The sequence below is a fragment of the Agromyces sp. GQ35 genome (assembly GCF_059758475.1).
Genome location: NZ_JCAXEO010000001.1, coordinates 1,261,517 through 1,278,663, shown reverse-complemented (window position 1 = coordinate 1,278,663; position 17,147 = coordinate 1,261,517). Strand labels below are relative to the sequence as shown.

Below are 17,147 nucleotides of genomic sequence, written 5' to 3'. Positions count from 1 at the left end.
GGGTCGCCTGCGCCCCCGTCAGCCCTCGACGACGCCGGCCCGCGCGACCTCGCCGAGCCACGAGAGGCTCGGCTTCGGCCGGCGTTCGAAGGTCTGAGGGTCCCAACCGATGAGCCCGAACGTCGGCCGGAAGCTGCCCCACTCGTAGTTGTCGAGGGCGCTCCAGTGCAGGTAGCCGCGCACGTCGACGCCGTCGGCCATGGCCGTTCCGACCGCCTGCAATGCGCCGCGCGTGTAGTCGATGCGACGGGGGTCGTCGGCGGTCGCGATGCCGTTCTCGGTCACGTACACGGGAACGCCGTTGCGGGCCCAAGAATTGCGGATGCCGTCGCCGATCGCCGCCGGGTAGTACTCCCAGCCGGTGAGCGTGCGCTCCGCGGCATCCGGAATCGGCAGGGGCCCGTCGGGGCCGATCTTCGTGCGCGTGTAGGCCTGCACGCCGATCCAGTCGTCGCCGGATGCCGCGTCGAGGAACACGTCTTCGCGCGACCGGCCGTAGTCGGCCGCGACGTGTTCGGCGCCGGGTTCGGGCTGGTAGGCCTGCGTCGCGACCGACCAGCCGGCCCGGCCGCCTGCGCCTCGCACGAGCTCGACGGCGCGCTTGTGCGCGGCGATCAGCCGGTCGGTGACCTGCGGCACACCCGGCGGCAACCCGATCGACGGGAACCCGACCGCGGGGTCGGCGAGCACCGACACCATGTTGGGCTCGTTGATGGTGCAGACGAGGTCGACGCCGTCGATGATCGGCAGCGCCGCCTCGACGAAGCGAGCGAAGCGGTCGACCGAGGCATCCGTCAGCCAGCCGCCGTCGCGCGCGAACCAGACCGGATTGGTGAAGTGATGCAGCGTGACCATCGGCTCGAGGCCGAGGCCGCGCGCGGTGTCGACCATGCGGCGGTAGTGGTCGATCATCGCCCGCGAGACGAAGCCCTCCTCGGGCTCGATGCGCGCCCACTCGATGCTGAACCGGTACGAGTTGAGCCCCGCGTCGGCGAGCAGCGCCATGTCTACGGGGTAGCGGTGGAAGCTGTCGGCCGCGTCGCCCGACGGCGACTCCACGGAGGCGCCGGGCAGGTGCCCGTGCTCGCGCTGCCACCAGTCCGAATTGACGTTGTTGCCCTCCACCTGGTGGGCGGCGGTCGAGGCGCCCCAGAGGAAGCCGTCGGGGAAGCGGACGTCGGTCATCCAGGTCTCCTTGCTTGGTTGCGGCCGAGGCCGCCGTTGATCGCGGCCGAGGCCGTCACTTGATTCCCGTGAGGGCGATGCCCTGCACGAAGTAGCGCTGCAGCACCACGAAGATGAGCAGCACGGGCACCACCACGACGACGGCGCCCGCCATCATGAGCCCGTACTGGGCCGCGTTCTGGCCGACCGAGTAGAGCGCGAGCGCCACCGGCAGGGTGTACTTGTCTTCGCTCGTGGCCACGACGAGCGGCCAGAGGAAGTTGTTCCAGCTGCCGAGGAACGTGAGGATCGTCAGCGTCGCGACGGCGGGCCCGCAGAGCGGCATGATCACCCCGAGGAAGATGCGCCACTCGCTCGCGCCGTCGATGCGCGCGGCCTCGATGATGTCGTCGGGCAGGCTCAGCATGAACTGCCGCATCAGGAACACCCCGAGCGGCGTGATCAGGAACGGCAGGATGAGCCCGGGGTACGAGTTCACGAGCCCGAGGTTCGCGGTGAGCACGAAGAGTGGCACGAACGTCACCACGCCCGGCACCATGAGCGTGGCGAGCACGAGCACGAAGAGCAGCCGCTTGCCGCGGAACTCGAGCTTGGCGAGCGCGTAGCCGACCATCGACGAGAACACGATGTTGCCGAGCGTCACGAAGACAGCGACGATGACGCTGTTCGTGAAGAACGTCGTGAAGTCGAGCCGCCCGAACAACTGCGTGTAGTTCTCGACGGTGGGGTCGATCGGCCAGAAGTTCGTCGGGTACTGGCGAATCTCGGCGGTCGTCTTGAACGAACCGAGGATCATCCACACGAACGGCATGACCATCGCGACGAGCCCGAGGGTCAGCACGACGTAGAGCCACCACTTCGGGCGCGGGCGACGACGCCCGGTGCGGTTCAACGGGGCAGCGGATGCCGCGGAGCGGGCTGCATCCGTCACCGTGGTGTTGCCGGTGGTCGACGACATCAGTCCTTCTTTCCGAGCAGTCGGAACTGGATCAGCGACAGCGCCACGATCGCGAGGAACAGCACGTAGCTCGCGGCGGACGCGAACGAGTAGTTGCCGAACCCGAACTGGTTGTAGGTGTACATCGCCGTCGAGAGCGTCGCGTCGAGCGGGCCGCCGCGGGTCATCACGAACGGCTCCTCGAAGAACTGCAGGAAGCCGATGCCCGTGATCACCGCGGCGAAGAGCAGCGTCGGCCGCATCGCGGGCAGCGTGATGTTGCCGAACCGCTGGAACGCATTGGCCCCGTCGACCATCGCCGCCTCGTGGTGCTCTTTGGGCACGCCCTGCAGGCCCGCGAGGAAGATCACCATGAGCGTGCCGATGTTGCGCCAGATCGCCATGAGGATGAGCGACGGCAGCGCCCACGTCGTCGACTGCAACCAGTCGGGCCCGTTGATGCCGAACCACCCGAGGAAGGCATTGAGCAGGCCGTCGGGCTGCAGGATGAAGCGCCACACGATGGCGATCGCGACGATGGACGTGACCACCGGCGCGTAGTAGCCGACCCGGAACACCGTGCGGAACTTCGCGATGCCCGTGTTCAGGGCGAGCGCCACGGCGAGTGCGAGCGCCATCGTCACCGGGACGCCGACGATCACGAAGATGCCGGTGTTCAGCAGCGAGCGCAGGAAGCGCGGGTCGTTGAAGAGCTTCACGTAGTTCTCGAAGCCCACGACGTTGACGTTGAACGGCGTCTGCAGGTCGCGGGTCGTGAGGTCGGTGAAGCTCATCAGGAGCGACGCCACGATGGGGCCCGCCATGAAGACGAGGAAGAGGATCACGAACGGGGCGGCGAAGCCCCACGCGATGAAGGTGGCGCGCCGGCTCCGGCGCGATGCCGCACGGGCACGCGTCGGAGCCGACGGGGTGAGAGCGACCATGGGCTACTGGCCGGTGCCGATCGACTCGGCCTGCTGCTGCACTGCGGCGAGTGCGTCGTCGACGCTCGTCTCGCCGCGGGTGACCTTCTCGAGCTCCTGGTCGATCACGGCCGAGACCTGCGCCCAGGTCGGGATCGCCGGCGGGGCCTTGGAGTCGGTCAGCTGCTCGCCGAAGACGCTGAGGTACGGGTCATCCGAGAACACCGGGTCGTCCCATGCTGACTGCACGCTCGGCAGGTCGCTCGAGATCTCGTACCAGGCGACCTGGGTCTCGGGCTGGCTCAGCCAGCGCACGAACTTCCACGAGGCGTCGCGGTTCTCGCTGTCGTCGAAGACGGCGAGGTTGCCACCGCCCGTGAAGCTCGTGCGGCTGTCGGCGCCCGGCACCATCGCGACGGCGAACTTGTCGGCGAACTCGGGGCCGCCCTGCTCGAGCAGGAGGCTCACGTGGAACGGGCCGCTGTAGAAGGACCCGACCTCGCCCGAGATGAACTTCTGCTCGATCTCGCCGCCCTCGAGCCGCACGGGCTCGGAGATGCCCGCTTCGAAGAAGCTCGCGTAGAACTCGAACGCCTCTTTCCATTCGGGGCTGTCGAGCGTGAACGTCGTGCCGTCGTCGGCGAGGATGTCGCCGCCCTGCTGCCAGGCGAGCGGCGTCACGTACTGCCAGGAGTCGAACCCGCCCGGCGGGAGCGACACGCCGGAGGTGGCGCCTTGCGCCTGCAGCGCCTTCGCGAAGGCCGTGTACTCGTCCCACGTCTCGGGTGCTTCGACGCCGGCCGCCTCGGCCAGGTCGGTGCGGTAGTAGAGCACGCGGGTGTCGACGTACCACGGCACGCCGTAGGCCACCTCGTCGACGACCGTGGTGTCCCAGGAGCCTTCGAAGAAGTCGCCCTCGTCGACGAGCCCGTCGGGCGTCGGTTCGAACGCGCCGGTCGCGGCGAACTCGCCGACCCAGGTCGTGCCGAGCATCGAGATGTCAGGCGTCTCGCCGCCGGCGATCGACGTCGCGATGCGGTCGTGCGCACTCTCCCACGGCACCGCGGTGACGTCGATCGTGACGTCGGGGTTCTCTTCTTCGAACTGCTTCGCGAGCTCGCCGAGCACTTCGCCCTCGTTGCCCATCGCCCAGACCTCGACGGTGCCCGTCGCCGGCTCGTCGTTGATGGCGCCCTTGCTCTCGGGTCCGCCTTCGCCGCCGCCGTCGCCACGCCCGCAGCCGGTCAGCAGGATCGCGCCGGCTGCGACCACGGCGCCAGCCGTCGTCACCCGTCGCAAACTTCGGTTCGATCTCCATCGATTCATCGCTCGGCCTCCATTGGTCGCTTGGTGAGCACCACCATAACCCAAAAACCTTACATCCGATAGGTTTTCGGCGTCGAGTGCGATAGATTCTCCTCATGGGACACGGGGAGACGGATGCCAGGGGCAGCACGCCAGACGGCGAGGCATCCGCCTCCCGCCCCGTGCGCGGCGCGCGCGGCAGCTATGCGAAGGGGCAGGCCAAGCGCCAGGAGATCGTCGATGCGGCACTCGTCGTCTTCGGGCGCAGTGGATTCCACAGCGGCTCGCTGCGCGAGATCGCGAAACGCGTGAACCTCACGCCCGCCGGACTCATGCACCACTTCTCGGGCAAGGAGGAGCTCTTCACCGAGGTGCTCCGCCAGCGCGACGCCCGCGTGCAGGGGGCGGCCGGCGACGTGTCGGAGTTCACGCTGCTCGAGCAGGTGCGCAAGGTCGTCGCCTACAACCAGACCACCCGCGGCCTCACCTCGCTCTACACCGTCATCTCGGCCGAGGCGACCGACACCGAGCACCCGGCACACGACGAGTTCGCCCGCCGCTACGCCGAGAGCGCCGCATCGGCGCAGCAGGTGCTCGCCGACGCGCAGCGCGACGGCCTCATCAGGGCCGACATCGACACTGCCCATGCGGCGCGGCTCATCTCCGCAGTGATGGACGGCCTCCAGCAGCAGTGGCTGCTCGACGAGTCGGTCGACATGACCGCCCTCTTCGACGAGTTCGTACGCGGCTACCTGCTCGAGCCCCGCGACTGAAGCCCCGGCTCGCCGACCGTGCCGGCGAGCTTCGCCTTCGCGTAGTGCCGTCGGGCCTTCGCGCGATTCCCGCACGTCTCCATGGAATGCCACTTGCGCGCATTCGCACGGCTCTCGTCGATGAGGAAGTGCTGGCAGTCGTGCGCAGCGCACGGGCGGATGCGCGACCCCTGCTCCCCTTGGAGCGCCGCCCACTCGCCGATGACCCGCGCGCCGATCGCACGATCCGCGGCGACCTCGTCGATCCACTCGAGCCCGTTCTCGCCGACGCGGGCCCGTTTGCGCATCGCCCCGGCCCACGGCTCGAGTGCCGCGGCATCCGTCTCACCTCGAAGGAAGGGCACGAGTGCGGCCCGCACGGCCCGGGCATCGGCGACCTCGGCCTCCGAGCCGTCGGCGTCGTGGGCGCGCAGCCACGCGGATGCCGCGGCATCGTCGCCGATCTCGTCGAGCACCTCGTCACCGATCACGAGCCGCGAATTCACGAGGTCGAGCAGGAGAGAGGGAGACATGGTCACTCGATTCTGAACAGGAGGTTATAACCATCATAACGCTATAGACAGGTTGGAATGAACGCGCTATGGTTGCGTTGTAACCAACACACCGAACCAGACCGGTTAGGTGAATGCCTCACGAGGAGCAGGAAATGTCGAACATCACCGTCGGAACCGAGAACAGCACCCCGATCGAGCTGCACTACGAAGACCACGGCACCGGCCAGGCCGTCGTGCTGATCCACGGCTACCCGCTCGACGGGCGCTCCTGGGAGAAGCAGTCCGCAGCCCTGCTCGAGGCCGGCTACCGGGTCATCACCTACGACCGGCGCGGCTTCGGCCACTCCAGCCAGCCGACCACCGGGTACGACTACGACACCTTCGCCGCCGACCTGAACACCGTGCTCGAGACGCTCGACGTGCGCGACGCCGTGCTCGTCGGCTTCTCGATGGGCACCGGTGAGGTCGCACGCTACCTGAGCACCTACGGCAGCGAGCGCGTGTCGAAGGCCGCCTTCCTCGCCTCGCTCGAACCGTTCCTGCTGCAGACCGACGACAACGCGACCGGCGTGCCCGCCTCGGTCTTCGAGGGCATCGAGCAGACCGCCAAGGCCGACCGCTACGCGTGGTTCGACGACTTCTACCAGAACTTCTACAACCTCGACGAGAACCTCGGCTCGCGCATCAGCGAGGCCGCCGTGCGCGCCAGCTGGAACGTCGCGGCCGGCTCCTCCTGGTTCGCCTCCTCGGCGGTCGTGCAGTCGTGGCTCACCGACTTCCGCGGCGACATCGAGAAGATCGACGTGCCGGCACTCATCCTGCACGGCACCGCCGACCGCATCCTGCCGATCGACGCCACGGCGCGCGAGTTCACGAAGCGACTGCCCGACGCCGACTACGTCGAGATCGAAGGCGCACCGCACGGGCTCCTCTGGACCCACGGCGCCGAGGTCAACGAGGCGCTGCTCGCGTTCCTCGCGAAGTAGGAGGTAGGGCGTCCAGCACGGCCCAGACACGATTGAGCGGATGCTGCGGCATCCGCTCACTCGTGTGCGCACCGTCATGCGGGGGTTTTCCCCACGGCGCCGCGGACCGGCGGGTGGCTAGGGTCGAAGCAGAGGCCGGCGGTGCGCCGGTCTGGTTCGACAGGGGAGATCGATTTGCGCGCGTCAGGCATTCGAACGGCCGAAACCACCGGAGCGACCGTGGCGGGGCGGTCAGCACGGGCGGCACGCCCGTTGCTCGCCGGAGCGATCACCGTCGCGACCGCCGCGGTGCTGAGCGGTTGCGCGTTCCTCTCCCCGCCCGAACGCTTCAGCGACGACGCAACGCTGACCGACGAAGTGCAGACCATCGAGATCGACGAACCCGGCGGAAGCGTCACGGTTCGCGGCGTCGAGGGGGCCACCGGCATCGAGCTCTCGCGCACCGTCTCGTACCGTGGAGAACGCCCGACCGACGCGACCCATGAGGTCGACGACGGGGTGCTCGTGCTCAGCGGGTGCGGCCGCAACTGCACCGTCGACTACACGATCGAGCTGCCGGTCGGCGTCGACGTGCGCGGGTCGACCTCCAATGGGGCGATCGAGCTCAGCGGCGTCGCCGCCGTCGACGTCTCGACGAACAACGGCCGGGTCGAACTCGACGACGTGACCGGCAGCATCGACGCCGAGACGAGCAACGGACGCATCGAAGGCCGCGACCTCGCCGGCACCGGTGTGCGGGCGAGCACCTCGAACGGCGCCATCGACCTGCGGCTCGCGACGGCGCAAGACGTCGACGCACGCACCTCGAATGGGGCGATCGACCTCGTCGTGCCGACCACCGGCGTCAGCTACCGAGTGACGACCGACACCTCGAACGGATCGGTCGACGTCGAGATCGACGAGGACTCGGCCGGTGAGTTCGTGCTCGACCTGGCGACCTCGAACGGCGCGATCACGGTGACGGGCGACTGAGGCGGCCGCCCCGCCGGAACGGGCTACTCCCGCGCGGTGAACTCGCCGAGCACTGCTTCGAGCTGATCGACGGCCCAGTCGAGATCGGCCTGCTCCACCACGATCGGCGGCGCGAGCCGAATCGTCGAGCCGTGCGTGTCCTTCGCGAGCACGCCGCGGCGCATGAGCGCCTCGCAGACGGATCGCCCGCTCGCGAGGGCGGGGTCGATGTCGATGCCCGCCCAGAGACCGGCGCCGCGCACGGCGACGACCCCTCGTCCGATCAACCCGAGCAGTCGCTGCTGCAGGTGCGCGCCGAGCTCGCGGGCACGCTGTTGTGGTTCGCCCGTCGCGAGCATGCGCACGACCTCGAGCCCGACGGCGGCCGCGAGCGGATTGCCCCCGAACGTCGACCCGTGCTCGCCCGGGCGCAGCACCCCGAGCACCTCGCGGTCGCCGACGACGGCCGAGACCGGAACGATGCCGCCGCCGAGTGCCTTGCCGAGCAGGTAGAGATCGGGCACCACGCCGACGAGGTCGCAGGCGAATGTCGCGCCGACCCGGCCGAGGCCCGACTGGATCTCATCGGCGATCATCAGCACCTTGCGCTCCGTGCAGAGCGCCCGCAGTGCGGGCAGGTAGGTGGGCGGCGGCACCACGACGCCGGCCTCGCCCTGGATCGGTTCGACGAGCACGGCCACCGTGTTCTCGTCGATCGCCGCCTCGAGGGCAGCGACATCGCCGTACGGCACGGTGCGGAAGCCGGGCGTGTAGGGCCCGAAGTCGGCGCGCGCGTCGGGGTCGTCGCTGAACGAGATGATGGTCGTCGTGCGGCCGTGGAAGTTGCCCGCCATGACGACGATGTTCGCGGCATCCGGCGCCACGCCCTTGACCCGGTACCCCCAGGCACGCGCGACCTTGATGCCCGACTCCACGGCCTCGGCGCCGGTGTTCATCGGCAGCACCATGTCTGTGCCGCAGAGCGCTGCGAGCTCGGTGACGAAGGCCCCGAGCCGATCGTTGTGGAATGCACGACTCGTGAGCGTGATGCGCCCGAGCTGCTCGCGCGCCGCCTCGATGAGCCGCGGGTTGCCGTGCCCGAAGTTCACGGCGGAGTAGGCGGCGAGGCAATCGAGGTAGCGGCGCCCCTCGACATCCGTCACCCAGGCGCCGTCTCCCGACGCGACGACGACCGGCAGCGGATGGTAGTTGTGCGCGGCGTGCTCGGTCTCGAGCGCGATGGCCTCTTCGCTCAGGGTCGTGGACGTATTCGTGTTCATCGGCGCAGCTCCAGGGTGCAGCATTTGACGCCGCCGCCGCCGAGCAACAGCTCGGAGAGGTCGACGCCGATCGGGTGGTATCCGTGCTCGCGCAACTGCCGCTCGAAGTCGGCGGCGCGCGACGCGATCACCACGTTGAGTCCGTCGCTGAACGAGTTGAGGCCGAGCACCGCGGCATCCGCCTCGGTGGCGATGATCGCATCGGGGTAGCGCTCCCGCAGAACGGCGACGGATGCCTCGTCGAACGCGCTCGGCAGGTAGGCGATGTGCTCCTGACCGGGCGTGGCGTCGAGCACGGCGATCGCGGTGTCGAGGTGGTAGAAGCTCGGGTCGACGAGGCGGAGCGTCACCACTTCACGGCCGAAGATCCCGGCGAGCTCCTCGTGCGAGCGCGAATCGCTGCGGAAGCCCGTGCCGGCGAGGATCGAATCGCCGACGAGCAGGAAGTCGCCCTCGCCCTCGTTGATCTCCACCGGTTCGCGCACGTCGAAGCCGGCCGCGGCGAACCATCGCATGTACGCCGGCCCCTCGGGCTGGCGCTCGGGGTGCGTGAACCTCGCGCCGTAGGCGATGCCGTCGATGACGAAGCCGCCGTTCGCCGCGTAGACCATGTCGGGCAGCCCGGCGATCGGATCGATCAGCTCGATCTCGTAACCGAGACGCACGTACGTGTCGTGCAGCACCTGCCATTGCGCGAGCGCGAGGGCCGTGTTCGTCGGCGCGGCCGGGTCCATCCACGGATTGATGCGATAGACCACGGTGAAGTGCTCGGGCCGGCACATCAGCACACTGCGCCCGGTGGCGCGGCGTTCCGGTCGCGCACGGTTCTGCTCGCCGGTCTCGATCAGGGTCGACATCTCACTCCTTCGAGAGTTCAGCGGATGCCGCGGCCCGAGGGTCGCGGCATCCATTGTGCGCACCACCGGCGGACCAGGTCACGCTCACGAGCCCGACGACGACGTTCGGGTTTCGCCGCCGTCGAGACGCCACCTCAAGTGTGAACGGAATCGCAGCGCGGTTGGTGGCGTCGAGCGCAACTTTCGTGCTCGTTCGACGCCCTCACACGACTTTCATGCGAGGTCGAACTGACGGATGCCGCGACTCACGCGTCACGGACGGGTGCGACGGTGCCCGCCGTCGCGTCAGGCGGCCACCGCGCCGTCGTTCTTGGCGTCGCGCCATGCGAGCCAGCGCTTCACTGGGCCGAGGTCGTAGCCGGGGCCGTTGATGCCGATCGTGAACAGTCGAACGCCTGCCGCGAAGAGCGCCTCGGCGTGATCGACGTCGACCCCGCTGCGGTCGAGCTCGTTCGAGACGACGATCTCCGACACATCCCGGCCCACCTCGTCGCCCCAGCGGGCGAGCACGTCGAGCTTGTGCGGCAGGTCGGCCGGTGCGACGAACGAGTGCCAGATGTCGGCGTGCTCGGCGACGATGCGCAGAGTCTTCTGTTCACCCTTTCCGCCGATCATGATCGGGATGTCGCGGGTCGGCGCCGGATTGAGCTTCGCCCAGCGCGCCTCGATGCGGGGCAGCGCTCCGGCGAGCGCCTTCAATCGCGACCCGGCTGTGCCGAACTCGTAGCCGTACTCGTCGTAGTCACGCTCGAACCAGCCCGATCCGGTGCCGAAGATGAACCGTCCGGTGCCGCCCTTCGCGCTGATGTGGTCGAGCGTGCGGGCCATGTCGGCCTGCAGGTCGGCGTTGCGATACGAGTTGCAGCTGACGAGGGAGCCGAACTCGATGCGCTCGGTCTGCTCGGCCCACGCGCCGAGCATCGTCCACGCCTCGAAGTGCAGCCCCTCACGGTCGCCGGTGAGCGGGAAGAAGTGATCCCAGTTGAAGACGACATCGACGCCGAGGTCCTCGAGGCGCAACACGGTGTCGCGGATGGCGGAGTAGCGTGCGTGCTGCGGCTGCACCTGCACACCGAGACGCACGGGAGTATCGAGGTTCATCGGTCAAGCCTACGTCGGGCGGTCGCCGCGAATGCCGCAACCGCACGACGCGCGCGGCCGTTAGAGTGGCGGGCATGCTCGACACCGTGCGCACCGCCGGCCGTATCCTGGTGCGAACGTGGCCGACGCTCCTGGCGTGGTTCCTGGCGGGGTGGCTCGCGCGCTACCTGATCATCGAGCTCGCGTCGGCGATCGGCGTCACTTCGACGCTCGCGGCGTTCCTCGTGCTGCCGCTCGCGGCACTCGCGCGGCTCGTGAGCTTCATCGCGATGTTCCTCACGATGCGCGATGCGATGCCGAACTACTCCGTGCTCGCGGGTGAGGCACGGCCTCGATTCGGGCAGGCCGTGCTCGCGAGCATCCTGCCGTTCTTCCTCTTCTACGCGGCGTGGGGCTTTCTGAAAGACGACGCGCTCGATTACACGCGGCGAGCGCTCGAGAAGGTGAACTGGTTGGCCGACTCCGTGAACACGGGCGAGATCGACACGCTGCCGTTCGATGTCATCACGATCGGCGTGATCGTCGTGACGTTCGCGGCGCGCACGGCGATCAAGCGCCTCGGCACCAAGCTGCCCGCGTGGACCTCGGTCGCCGCGATGTACTGCGAAGCCGTGTGGGTCTTCCTCACCCTGTACTTCATCAGGGATGGCATCGCCCTGATCACCGGTTGGATGAACTCGCGCGTCGCGGTGCACTGGTGGAACGAGTTCATCGCGAACATCGATGCGAGCTTCGCGTGGTTCGAGCCCGTGCAGCAGGCGACCGGCTGGCTGCTCAACCAGCTCGGCGAGCTCATCCTGCTGCCACTGGCCTGGCTCGCGCTCGCGGGCGTGGTCTTCGGCCAGGCACTCGGCACCGCCACGTACGGTCGGGTCAGGGCGCTCGAGCGCGTGAACACGCGGTTCGCGCGGCTTCCCGAGTGGTCGCGTCGGCGTCTCACCGATGTCGGCAAGGCCTCGCTCGGCCGGTGGAAGACGATCTCCGACGCCCTGCTGCTGATCTGGCGGGCGGGCGCCGTTCCGATGAGCCTGTATGTGCTCGCCTATACGGTGCTGCTCGCCGCCGAACGTTGGCTCGCCTACGCGATCGGCCACTTCGCGGGGCCGCACGAGCTGCACGTGTGGCAGTTCATCGACACTCCTGTATCGCTCCTCATGACCTCGCTGCTCCAGCCGGTGCTGCTCGTGCTCGTCGCTGCCGCCTACGACTACTGCTTGGCCTCGATCTCGAGCGGCACCCGCACGAACGACGGCAGCGCCGATGCCACCGAGATCGTGAGCGCAACGTCGCCGGTATCCTCGGGCACCATGAACGGCAGCTCGACGACATAGGGTTCGGTCGTGTCGGTGACGCATCCGGTCGTGGTGCCCTCGCTCGCCGCCCAGACGTCGAGCAGTCCATCGCCGTCGAAGGTGCGCCCTCGCGCCGGCTCGACGAGGTCGAGCAGGCAGCCCTCGAAGTCGGGCCCGGGCGTGACCTCGAGCTGCGCGACCACGAGCTCGACCCCGTCGGGCAACGGGGTCAGCTCGCTCGAGTCGTTCGGACGGCCGCGGGCGGCGTCGAGCACCTGCCAGTGCGCCCCGCCGTATTCGAACGTCGTCTCGGCCGGGTGCTCGATGGCGAGCGACGCGCGTGACCCGAAGATGTCGTTCCACTCCGTCCAGCTCGTCGCGGCGAGTGCGGCGGGCAGTACGAGGGCGAGCGCGATGAGCCCGCCGCGGTTGCGCCGCCACCAGCCGTGTTCGGTCACGGCGCCTCCTCGGTGATCGATTCGAGCGCGACGGATGCCTCGGGCTCGATTCCTCCGAGCTCGATCGGCACGACGAGCACCGAGTCGCCACGCGAGTCATCTCGGAGCGCGAGGTGGAGCTCGACCGGACCCTCGGGTACTTCGGGCAGCTCGAAGGCGATCGAGCCGCTCGCCTCGACGGGGATCGCGAGCGATCGGCCCGCAAGGTCGCCGTCGAGGCGGTCGCTCGCGCTGTATTCGATGCCGGCGGTGTGCAGCGCGATGCCGAGGAGCCCCACCCTGCGCTCGTCGATGATCGCTCTGGCACTGAGGTCGACGACGATCCAGACTCCGCCAGTCTTCACGGCCTCCTCGGATTCATCGACGATCGCGTCGGCGACACGCACACCGTGCACCGTGGCGGCGAGGTTGCGCCCGACGGCCTCCTGCCCGATCGTGGCGGCGACAGGCAGCGGTTCGAGCCAGTCGCGCGACGCGGGCGCCGTGTTGATGACGACTCCCGCGACGACGAGCACTGCAGCTGCGAGTGACGCGTGCACGAGCCGCGTTCGCGCGGCGCTCATCCGTTGCCTCCGTCGCGCAGCGGCAGTTCGCCCGATGCGACGAGGAACGGGCCATCGAAGGATCCGCCGACGATGAAGGTCGTGCCCTCGTGATAGCTGCGATCGAACACCTCGACTCCGATCACCGCCGCATCCGCGACATCCGCCGGCAGTTCCCACACCCAGGCGAGCGTGCGCGGCACGCCGACCTGCAGCGTCGGCCACTCGCGACCGTCATCGACGTCGAGCACGGTCGTAGCCTCGTCGGAGACGGCGTCGAGTCCAACCACCTCGTCGAAATTCGCAGAGCCGGCCGGTGCGGTCGACACGTTCTCGACGTCTGCGACGACCATGACGAAGCGATTGCCGGCTTCGGGCTCGAGGGACACTCCGGGAAGCTCGTCGACGACGACTCCCTCGAGCACCGTGATGTCGAGCTGCGCGCCGTCGATGCGCTCACCGGCTTCGAGTGCGGCGATGGGCGTCGTCGGGGCATCCGCGAGACCGCCGAATGCTGCTGAGAGACCGAGCAGCACCAGGACCAGCGCGGTCGAGAGCCAGCTCGTCGGGACCCGATCGAAGGCTGCACGGAGTCGGCGGCGCTTCGGCGGCGCAGCAGGCGTCGCGTCGGGCTTCGCCCCACCGGCCTCGAGTGTCATGCGCACAGCCTAAGACGAGCGGATGCCTCGCGGTGATGTCGCAGCGCGCGGTGCGCCTGCTGCCGGCGGCACGGCGTCGCGATCGGAGTGCCGCTCGCATCACGCACATCCGGTCGAGAGCGTCAAGGGGCGCAGGAAAACTGCGTCATGTGCTGCCCCGACGCAATCGATCGACATACAATCCGAGGATGGACAACCTCGACCGCGCCATCCTCGACCTGCTGCGGCAGAACTCCCGTGCCGGGTACGGCGACATCGGGTCGTCGGTGGGCCTCTCGGCGTCGGCCGTCAAGCGACGCGTCGATCGCCTCGTCGCCGACGGCGTCATCCGCTCGTTCACGATCCAGGTCGACCCCGCCGTCGACGGCATGTCGACCGAGGCGTACGTCGAGCTGTTCTGCCGGGGAACCGTGGCACCCGACGAGCTGCAGCGCATCCTGCAGGGCGTCCCCGAGGTCGTCTACGCGGGCACCGTGACCGGCAGCGCCGACGCCATCGTGCACATGCGCGCCCGCGACATCGCCTCGCTCGAAGACGCACTCGAGCGCGTGCGCGTCGCGCCGAACGTCGACCACACCCGCAGCGCGATCGTGCTCTCGAGATTGGTCAACCGCAACCGGGACTGACTGACCCACTGACCGGGCGCGAGCGGCGCTTGACGCGTACAGTTTGTAGTAATACATTAACGACCATGTCTCTCCACTCGCCCGAATGGTTCATGCTCAGCGTTCTCGCGCTCGTCTCGGTGGCGGCAGCGATCTCACCGTTGTGGATGTCGCAGCCGCCGGCGATCGGACGATTCGCTCGAACCGTCGGGCTTCCACTCGACGGAGACGTCGAGCTCGAGCGCACCGTCGGCGAACGGCTCCGGTTCCGCGCACGGTGGGGCGCGGTCGGCACGGTGGCCGGAGCGGGCGTCGGAGCGCTCGTCGCCGTGAGCGGCGTGCTGACCACGCACGACGAGTGGGGCGCAGGCCTCTCGCCAGTCGCCGGGCTCGTGCTCGCCGGTCTCGTCCTCACCGGGCGCGGCATCGGCACGGCGATCTCGATCCTGCCCGCGCCGCCCGAGGTTCGTCGCCTCGGTCCGCGCGTGGCACGACTCCCCCGCCCCACCGCCTCCGACTACGTCGCGCCGATCGAACGTGTCGGCGCCCGCGTCCTCGTGGCGGTCGGTGGGCTGCTGGCCGTCGTCGTTGCGGTGCTGCCGACGCCCGGCGAAACCCGAGTACTCACCGGCGCCGCTGCCGTCGCCGCGATCGCCGCCCTCGTCGGAGCCGAGTGGATCTCGTCGGCCCTCGTGTCACGGCCACAGCCCTCGGTGAGCGAGCAGTTGCTGCGCTGGGACGATGCGCTGCGGGCCCAAACCCTGCGGGACCTCGTCTCGGTACCGCTGATGGCCGGCGGTCTGGTCGTCGCCGCGTCGATCTTCGCCTGGCCCGACTCGGTCGGGCCCGCGGCAGCGTTCGGCCAGGTCGTCGGGGGCATCCTCACGTTCGCCATGCTGACCGCTCTGGTCGCAGTGGCGGTCGTCTCGATCGCGCTCCGCCCCGCCCGCTACTACCTCAAGCGCCTCTGGCCGGTGCAGTTCGCGGAGGCGCAGCCACCCGGGTACGGTTCGCCGACGCCGACGCCGACGCCCGAGGGTGCATGATGCTGCTCGAACTCGACCCCGAATCATCCGTTCCGCCGTACGAGCAGCTTCGGCGGGCCGTCATCGAGGGAGTACGCGCCGGCACACTCGTCGCCGGAGTGCGGCTGCCGCCTGTGCGAACCCTCGCGACCGAGCTCGGCCTCGCCGCCAATACCGTCGCTCGGGCCTACCGCGAGCTCGAGCGCGACGGGGTCATCGAGACGCGCGGCCGCAACGGCTCGTTCGTCTCGGCCAGCGGCGACCCGACCGAGCAGCAGGCGCAGCTCGCGGCATCCGCCTACGCCGAACGCATCGCGCAGCTCGGTCTCGACGCCGAACAGGCCCTCGCGATCGTGCGCGCAGCCCTGCGCCCCGGCACCTGACCGCGCCCGCACCCGTCGCCGCTGCCGCTGCCGCACCGCCACGCACCGCGGCCCGAGTGCTCCTGAAATTCAGGAGATCAGGCCACAAGGGCCACCAGCAGCGCCCACCACCCGAGATCTCCTGAGTTTCTGCGGCGGATGCCTCGAGCGCACGCTGTTCACGCGAGCGGCCGCCCTCATGCCTCGGGAATCGGCTGCTTCGGCAGCTTTCGCACCTTCGCCCGCCGGCGTCGGCGCTCGGGAATCATCGAGCGCATCTCTTCGAGCTTGCCGAAGCAGAGCAGCCGGTCTTCGCCCTCGAGCACGACGCCCTTGCGCGGGTTCGGGATGACGGTGGTGCCGCGGTGCAGGGTGAGCACCGTGATGTCGCGCTCCCAGAGGCCGGAATCGCCGAGTGTCGTGCCGACGAGGTCGGCGTTGCCGTGCACGACGAGCTCGGCGACCCCGTAGCCGGTCGACACGGTGAGCCGCTGGCGCACGTCGATCTCGGGAAAGCCGACCTGATTCGCGATGTGGTCGATGATCGCGCCCGCGACGTCGAGCTTCGTGGCCGACTCGATGCCCTCGAGGCCGGGAGAGGAGTTGACCTCCATCACGAGTGGTCCGTCGTCGCCCTCGAGCATGTCGACGCCGGCCACTCGCAGGCCCATGATCTGCGCCGAGCGCACCGCCGCCTGCTCGTATTCGGGCGTCAGCTCGACTGCCTCGACGGTGCCCCCGCGGTGCACGTTCGAGCGGAACTCGTCGCCGCTCGCGCTGCGGCGCATGGCGGCCACGACCCGGTCGCCCACGACGAGGGCACGGATGTCGCGGCCCCGGCTCTCTTTGATGAAGCGCTGGATCAGCACGTTCTGCTTCGTCGAGTGCAACGTCTCGATGATCGCCTCGGCGACCTTGACCTCGGGAGCGAGGATGACGCCGATGCCCTGCGTTCCCTCGAGGAGCTTGATGACGACCGGCGCGCCACCCACGCGCTCGATCGCGGGTCGCACGTCGGCGCGGTTGCGCACGAACGCCGTCGCCGGCATGCCGATGTTGTGGCGCGAGAGGATCTGGTTGGCGCGCAGCTTGTCGCGCGAGTTCGTGATGCCGTTGGCCGTGTTCGGGGTGTAGACGTCCATCTGCTCGAACTGACGAACGACGGCCGTGCCGAAGTAGGTGACCGAGTTGCCGATTCGCGGCAGGATCGCGTCGTAGTCGGAGAGCCGGCGACCGCGGTACTGCAGGTCGGGCTCGGGGCCCGAGAGATCGATCGCGAAGCGCAGGGTGTCGAGCACCTTGACCTCGTGACCGCGCTGCTGGGCCGCCGTTCGGAGTCGTTGAGTGGAGTACGCCTGTGGGGCGCGCGAGAGGATCGCAAGTTTCATCGTCAGCCCCTGCAAAGATGGTCG

Annotated in this window: 18 protein-coding genes; 7 read left to right on the top strand and 11 right to left on the bottom strand. The window is 69.0% G+C overall.

Features of this window, described 5'->3' with window-relative positions; genetic code table 11:
• Positions 1-18 precede the first annotated feature (18 nt).
• The 4 genes from AC6CH0_RS06000 to AC6CH0_RS05985 are packed head-to-tail and all read right to left on the bottom strand — an operon-like array spanning position 19 to position 4,335.
• Complete coding sequence (locus AC6CH0_RS06000; protein ID WP_498098895.1) at positions 19-1,185, bottom strand: glycoside hydrolase family 1 protein; 1,167 nt, start codon at positions 1,183-1,185, stop codon at positions 19-21.
• A gap of 55 nt (positions 1,186-1,240) precedes the next feature.
• Entirely contained in the window at positions 1,241-2,143 is a 903-nt protein-coding gene (locus AC6CH0_RS05995) for a carbohydrate ABC transporter permease (protein WP_498098894.1), read from the bottom strand.
• Positions 2,143-3,066 (bottom strand): carbohydrate ABC transporter permease, encoded by a 924-nt coding sequence (locus AC6CH0_RS05990; RefSeq protein WP_498098893.1) that lies wholly within the window; start codon positions 3,064-3,066, stop codon positions 2,143-2,145. Before AC6CH0_RS05990 ends, AC6CH0_RS05995 begins: the two co-directional genes overlap by 1 nt.
• 3 nt (positions 3,067-3,069) lie before the next feature.
• Entirely contained in the window at positions 3,070-4,335 is a 1,266-nt protein-coding gene (locus tag AC6CH0_RS05985) for a sugar ABC transporter substrate-binding protein (protein ID WP_498098892.1), read from the bottom strand.
• A gap of 131 nt (positions 4,336-4,466) precedes the next feature.
• Here AC6CH0_RS05985 and AC6CH0_RS05980 point away from each other — a divergent pair, with 131 nt between their 5' ends.
• On the top strand, positions 4,467-5,123 hold the full coding sequence (locus AC6CH0_RS05980) for a TetR/AcrR family transcriptional regulator (protein WP_498098891.1): 657 nt from the start codon (positions 4,467-4,469) through the stop codon (positions 5,121-5,123).
• On the opposite strand, the gene AC6CH0_RS05975 is transcribed toward AC6CH0_RS05980, so the two are convergent.
• A complete protein-coding gene (locus AC6CH0_RS05975; RefSeq protein ID WP_498098890.1) occupies positions 5,099-5,635 on the bottom strand; it encodes a CGNR zinc finger domain-containing protein in 537 nt (178 codons plus the stop codon). The two genes, AC6CH0_RS05980 and AC6CH0_RS05975, sit on opposite strands and share 25 nt — an antisense overlap.
• A 134-nt stretch (positions 5,636-5,769) precedes the next feature.
• Here AC6CH0_RS05975 and AC6CH0_RS05970 point away from each other — a divergent pair, with 134 nt between their 5' ends.
• The gene (locus AC6CH0_RS05970; protein ID WP_498098889.1) at positions 5,770-6,603 is read left to right on the top strand and encodes an alpha/beta fold hydrolase; all 834 of its coding nucleotides are present in this window, start codon (positions 5,770-5,772) and stop codon (positions 6,601-6,603) included.
• 219 nt (positions 6,604-6,822) lie between these two features.
• Positions 6,823-7,575: a DUF4097 family beta strand repeat-containing protein gene (locus tag AC6CH0_RS05965; protein WP_498098888.1), complete on the top strand. Its 753-nt coding sequence runs from the start codon at positions 6,823-6,825 to the stop codon at positions 7,573-7,575.
• A gap of 23 nt (positions 7,576-7,598) precedes the next feature.
• On the opposite strand, the gene rocD is transcribed toward AC6CH0_RS05965, so the two are convergent.
• The 3 genes from rocD to AC6CH0_RS05950 form a co-directional block, all read right to left on the bottom strand.
• Positions 7,599-8,834, bottom strand: a complete 1,236-nt coding sequence (rocD, locus tag AC6CH0_RS05960) for an ornithine--oxo-acid transaminase (RefSeq protein WP_498098887.1) — start codon at positions 8,832-8,834, stop codon at positions 7,599-7,601.
• Positions 8,831-9,691 (bottom strand): dimethylargininase, encoded by an 861-nt coding sequence (ddaH, locus tag AC6CH0_RS05955; protein ID WP_498098886.1) that lies wholly within the window; start codon positions 9,689-9,691, stop codon positions 8,831-8,833. The genes rocD and ddaH overlap by 4 nt, the downstream gene beginning before the upstream one ends.
• A 285-nt stretch (positions 9,692-9,976) precedes the next feature.
• Positions 9,977-10,792, bottom strand: coding sequence for an LLM class F420-dependent oxidoreductase (locus AC6CH0_RS05950; RefSeq protein ID WP_498098885.1), 816 nt, complete (start codon positions 10,790-10,792; stop codon positions 9,977-9,979).
• 74 nt (positions 10,793-10,866) lie between these two features.
• On the opposite strand from AC6CH0_RS05950, the gene AC6CH0_RS05945 reads away from it, so the two are divergent.
• Positions 10,867-12,123: a hypothetical protein gene (locus tag AC6CH0_RS05945; RefSeq protein WP_498098884.1), complete on the top strand. Its 1,257-nt coding sequence runs from the start codon at positions 10,867-10,869 to the stop codon at positions 12,121-12,123.
• 415 nt (positions 12,124-12,538) lie between these two features.
• On the opposite strand, the gene AC6CH0_RS05940 is transcribed toward AC6CH0_RS05945, so the two are convergent.
• Positions 12,539-13,105 carry a DUF4352 domain-containing protein gene (locus tag AC6CH0_RS05940; RefSeq protein ID WP_498098883.1) on the bottom strand — a complete coding sequence of 189 codons (567 nt, stop codon included), beginning with the start codon at positions 13,103-13,105 and terminating at the stop codon, positions 12,539-12,541.
• On the bottom strand, positions 13,102-13,743 hold the full coding sequence (locus tag AC6CH0_RS05935; RefSeq protein WP_498098882.1) for a hypothetical protein: 642 nt from the start codon (positions 13,741-13,743) through the stop codon (positions 13,102-13,104). Before AC6CH0_RS05935 ends, AC6CH0_RS05940 begins: the two co-directional genes overlap by 4 nt.
• Positions 13,744-13,931: 188 nt before the next feature.
• Here AC6CH0_RS05935 and AC6CH0_RS05930 point away from each other — a divergent pair, with 188 nt between their 5' ends.
• The 3 genes from AC6CH0_RS05930 to AC6CH0_RS05920 all read left to right on the top strand — a co-directional run bounded on the left by AC6CH0_RS05930 (position 13,932) and on the right by AC6CH0_RS05920 (position 15,756).
• Positions 13,932-14,369: an Lrp/AsnC family transcriptional regulator gene (locus tag AC6CH0_RS05930; RefSeq protein ID WP_022890985.1), complete on the top strand. Its 438-nt coding sequence runs from the start codon at positions 13,932-13,934 to the stop codon at positions 14,367-14,369.
• A 65-nt stretch (positions 14,370-14,434) separates the two neighbouring features.
• Positions 14,435-15,394: a hypothetical protein gene (locus AC6CH0_RS05925; RefSeq protein ID WP_498098881.1), complete on the top strand. Its 960-nt coding sequence runs from the start codon at positions 14,435-14,437 to the stop codon at positions 15,392-15,394.
• A complete protein-coding gene (locus AC6CH0_RS05920; RefSeq protein ID WP_498098880.1) occupies positions 15,394-15,756 on the top strand; it encodes a GntR family transcriptional regulator in 363 nt (120 codons plus the stop codon). The genes AC6CH0_RS05925 and AC6CH0_RS05920 overlap by 1 nt, the downstream gene beginning before the upstream one ends.
• Positions 15,757-15,932: 176 nt before the next feature.
• On the opposite strand, the gene AC6CH0_RS05915 is transcribed toward AC6CH0_RS05920, so the two are convergent.
• Positions 15,933-17,123: a RimK family alpha-L-glutamate ligase gene (locus AC6CH0_RS05915; RefSeq protein WP_498098879.1), complete on the bottom strand. Its 1,191-nt coding sequence runs from the start codon at positions 17,121-17,123 to the stop codon at positions 15,933-15,935.
• Positions 17,124-17,147 lie beyond the last annotated feature (24 nt).

Bases quoted from the DNA above. Each gene is read 5' to 3' on its own strand.
- AC6CH0_RS05925 (WP_498098881.1), top strand. From the start codon at position 14,435: ATGTCTCTCCACTCGCCCGAATGGTTCATGCTCAGCGTTCTCGCGCTC.
- AC6CH0_RS05920 (WP_498098880.1), top strand. From the start codon at position 15,394: ATGCTGCTCGAACTCGACCCCGAATCATCCGTTCCGCCGTACGAGCAG.
- AC6CH0_RS05950 (WP_498098885.1), bottom strand. From the start codon at position 10,792: ATGAACCTCGATACTCCCGTGCGTCTCGGTGTGCAGGTGCAGCCGCAG.
- AC6CH0_RS05945 (WP_498098884.1), top strand. From the start codon at position 10,867: ATGCTCGACACCGTGCGCACCGCCGGCCGTATCCTGGTGCGAACGTGG.
- AC6CH0_RS05995 (WP_498098894.1), bottom strand. From the start codon at position 2,143: ATGTCGTCGACCACCGGCAACACCACGGTGACGGATGCAGCCCGCTCC.
- ddaH (WP_498098886.1), bottom strand. From the start codon at position 9,691: ATGTCGACCCTGATCGAGACCGGCGAGCAGAACCGTGCGCGACCGGAA.
- AC6CH0_RS05915 (WP_498098879.1), bottom strand. From the start codon at position 17,123: ATGAAACTTGCGATCCTCTCGCGCGCCCCACAGGCGTACTCCACTCAA.
- AC6CH0_RS05980 (WP_498098891.1), top strand. From the start codon at position 4,467: ATGGGACACGGGGAGACGGATGCCAGGGGCAGCACGCCAGACGGCGAG.
- AC6CH0_RS05930 (WP_022890985.1), top strand. From the start codon at position 13,932: ATGGACAACCTCGACCGCGCCATCCTCGACCTGCTGCGGCAGAACTCC.
- AC6CH0_RS05975 (WP_498098890.1), bottom strand. From the start codon at position 5,635: ATGTCTCCCTCTCTCCTGCTCGACCTCGTGAATTCGCGGCTCGTGATC.
- rocD (WP_498098887.1), bottom strand. From the start codon at position 8,834: ATGAACACGAATACGTCCACGACCCTGAGCGAAGAGGCCATCGCGCTC.
- AC6CH0_RS05970 (WP_498098889.1), top strand. From the start codon at position 5,770: ATGTCGAACATCACCGTCGGAACCGAGAACAGCACCCCGATCGAGCTG.
- AC6CH0_RS05990 (WP_498098893.1), bottom strand. From the start codon at position 3,066: ATGGTCGCTCTCACCCCGTCGGCTCCGACGCGTGCCCGTGCGGCATCG.
- AC6CH0_RS06000 (WP_498098895.1), bottom strand. From the start codon at position 1,185: ATGACCGACGTCCGCTTCCCCGACGGCTTCCTCTGGGGCGCCTCGACC.
- AC6CH0_RS05935 (WP_498098882.1), bottom strand. From the start codon at position 13,743: ATGACACTCGAGGCCGGTGGGGCGAAGCCCGACGCGACGCCTGCTGCG.
- AC6CH0_RS05940 (WP_498098883.1), bottom strand. From the start codon at position 13,105: ATGAGCGCCGCGCGAACGCGGCTCGTGCACGCGTCACTCGCAGCTGCA.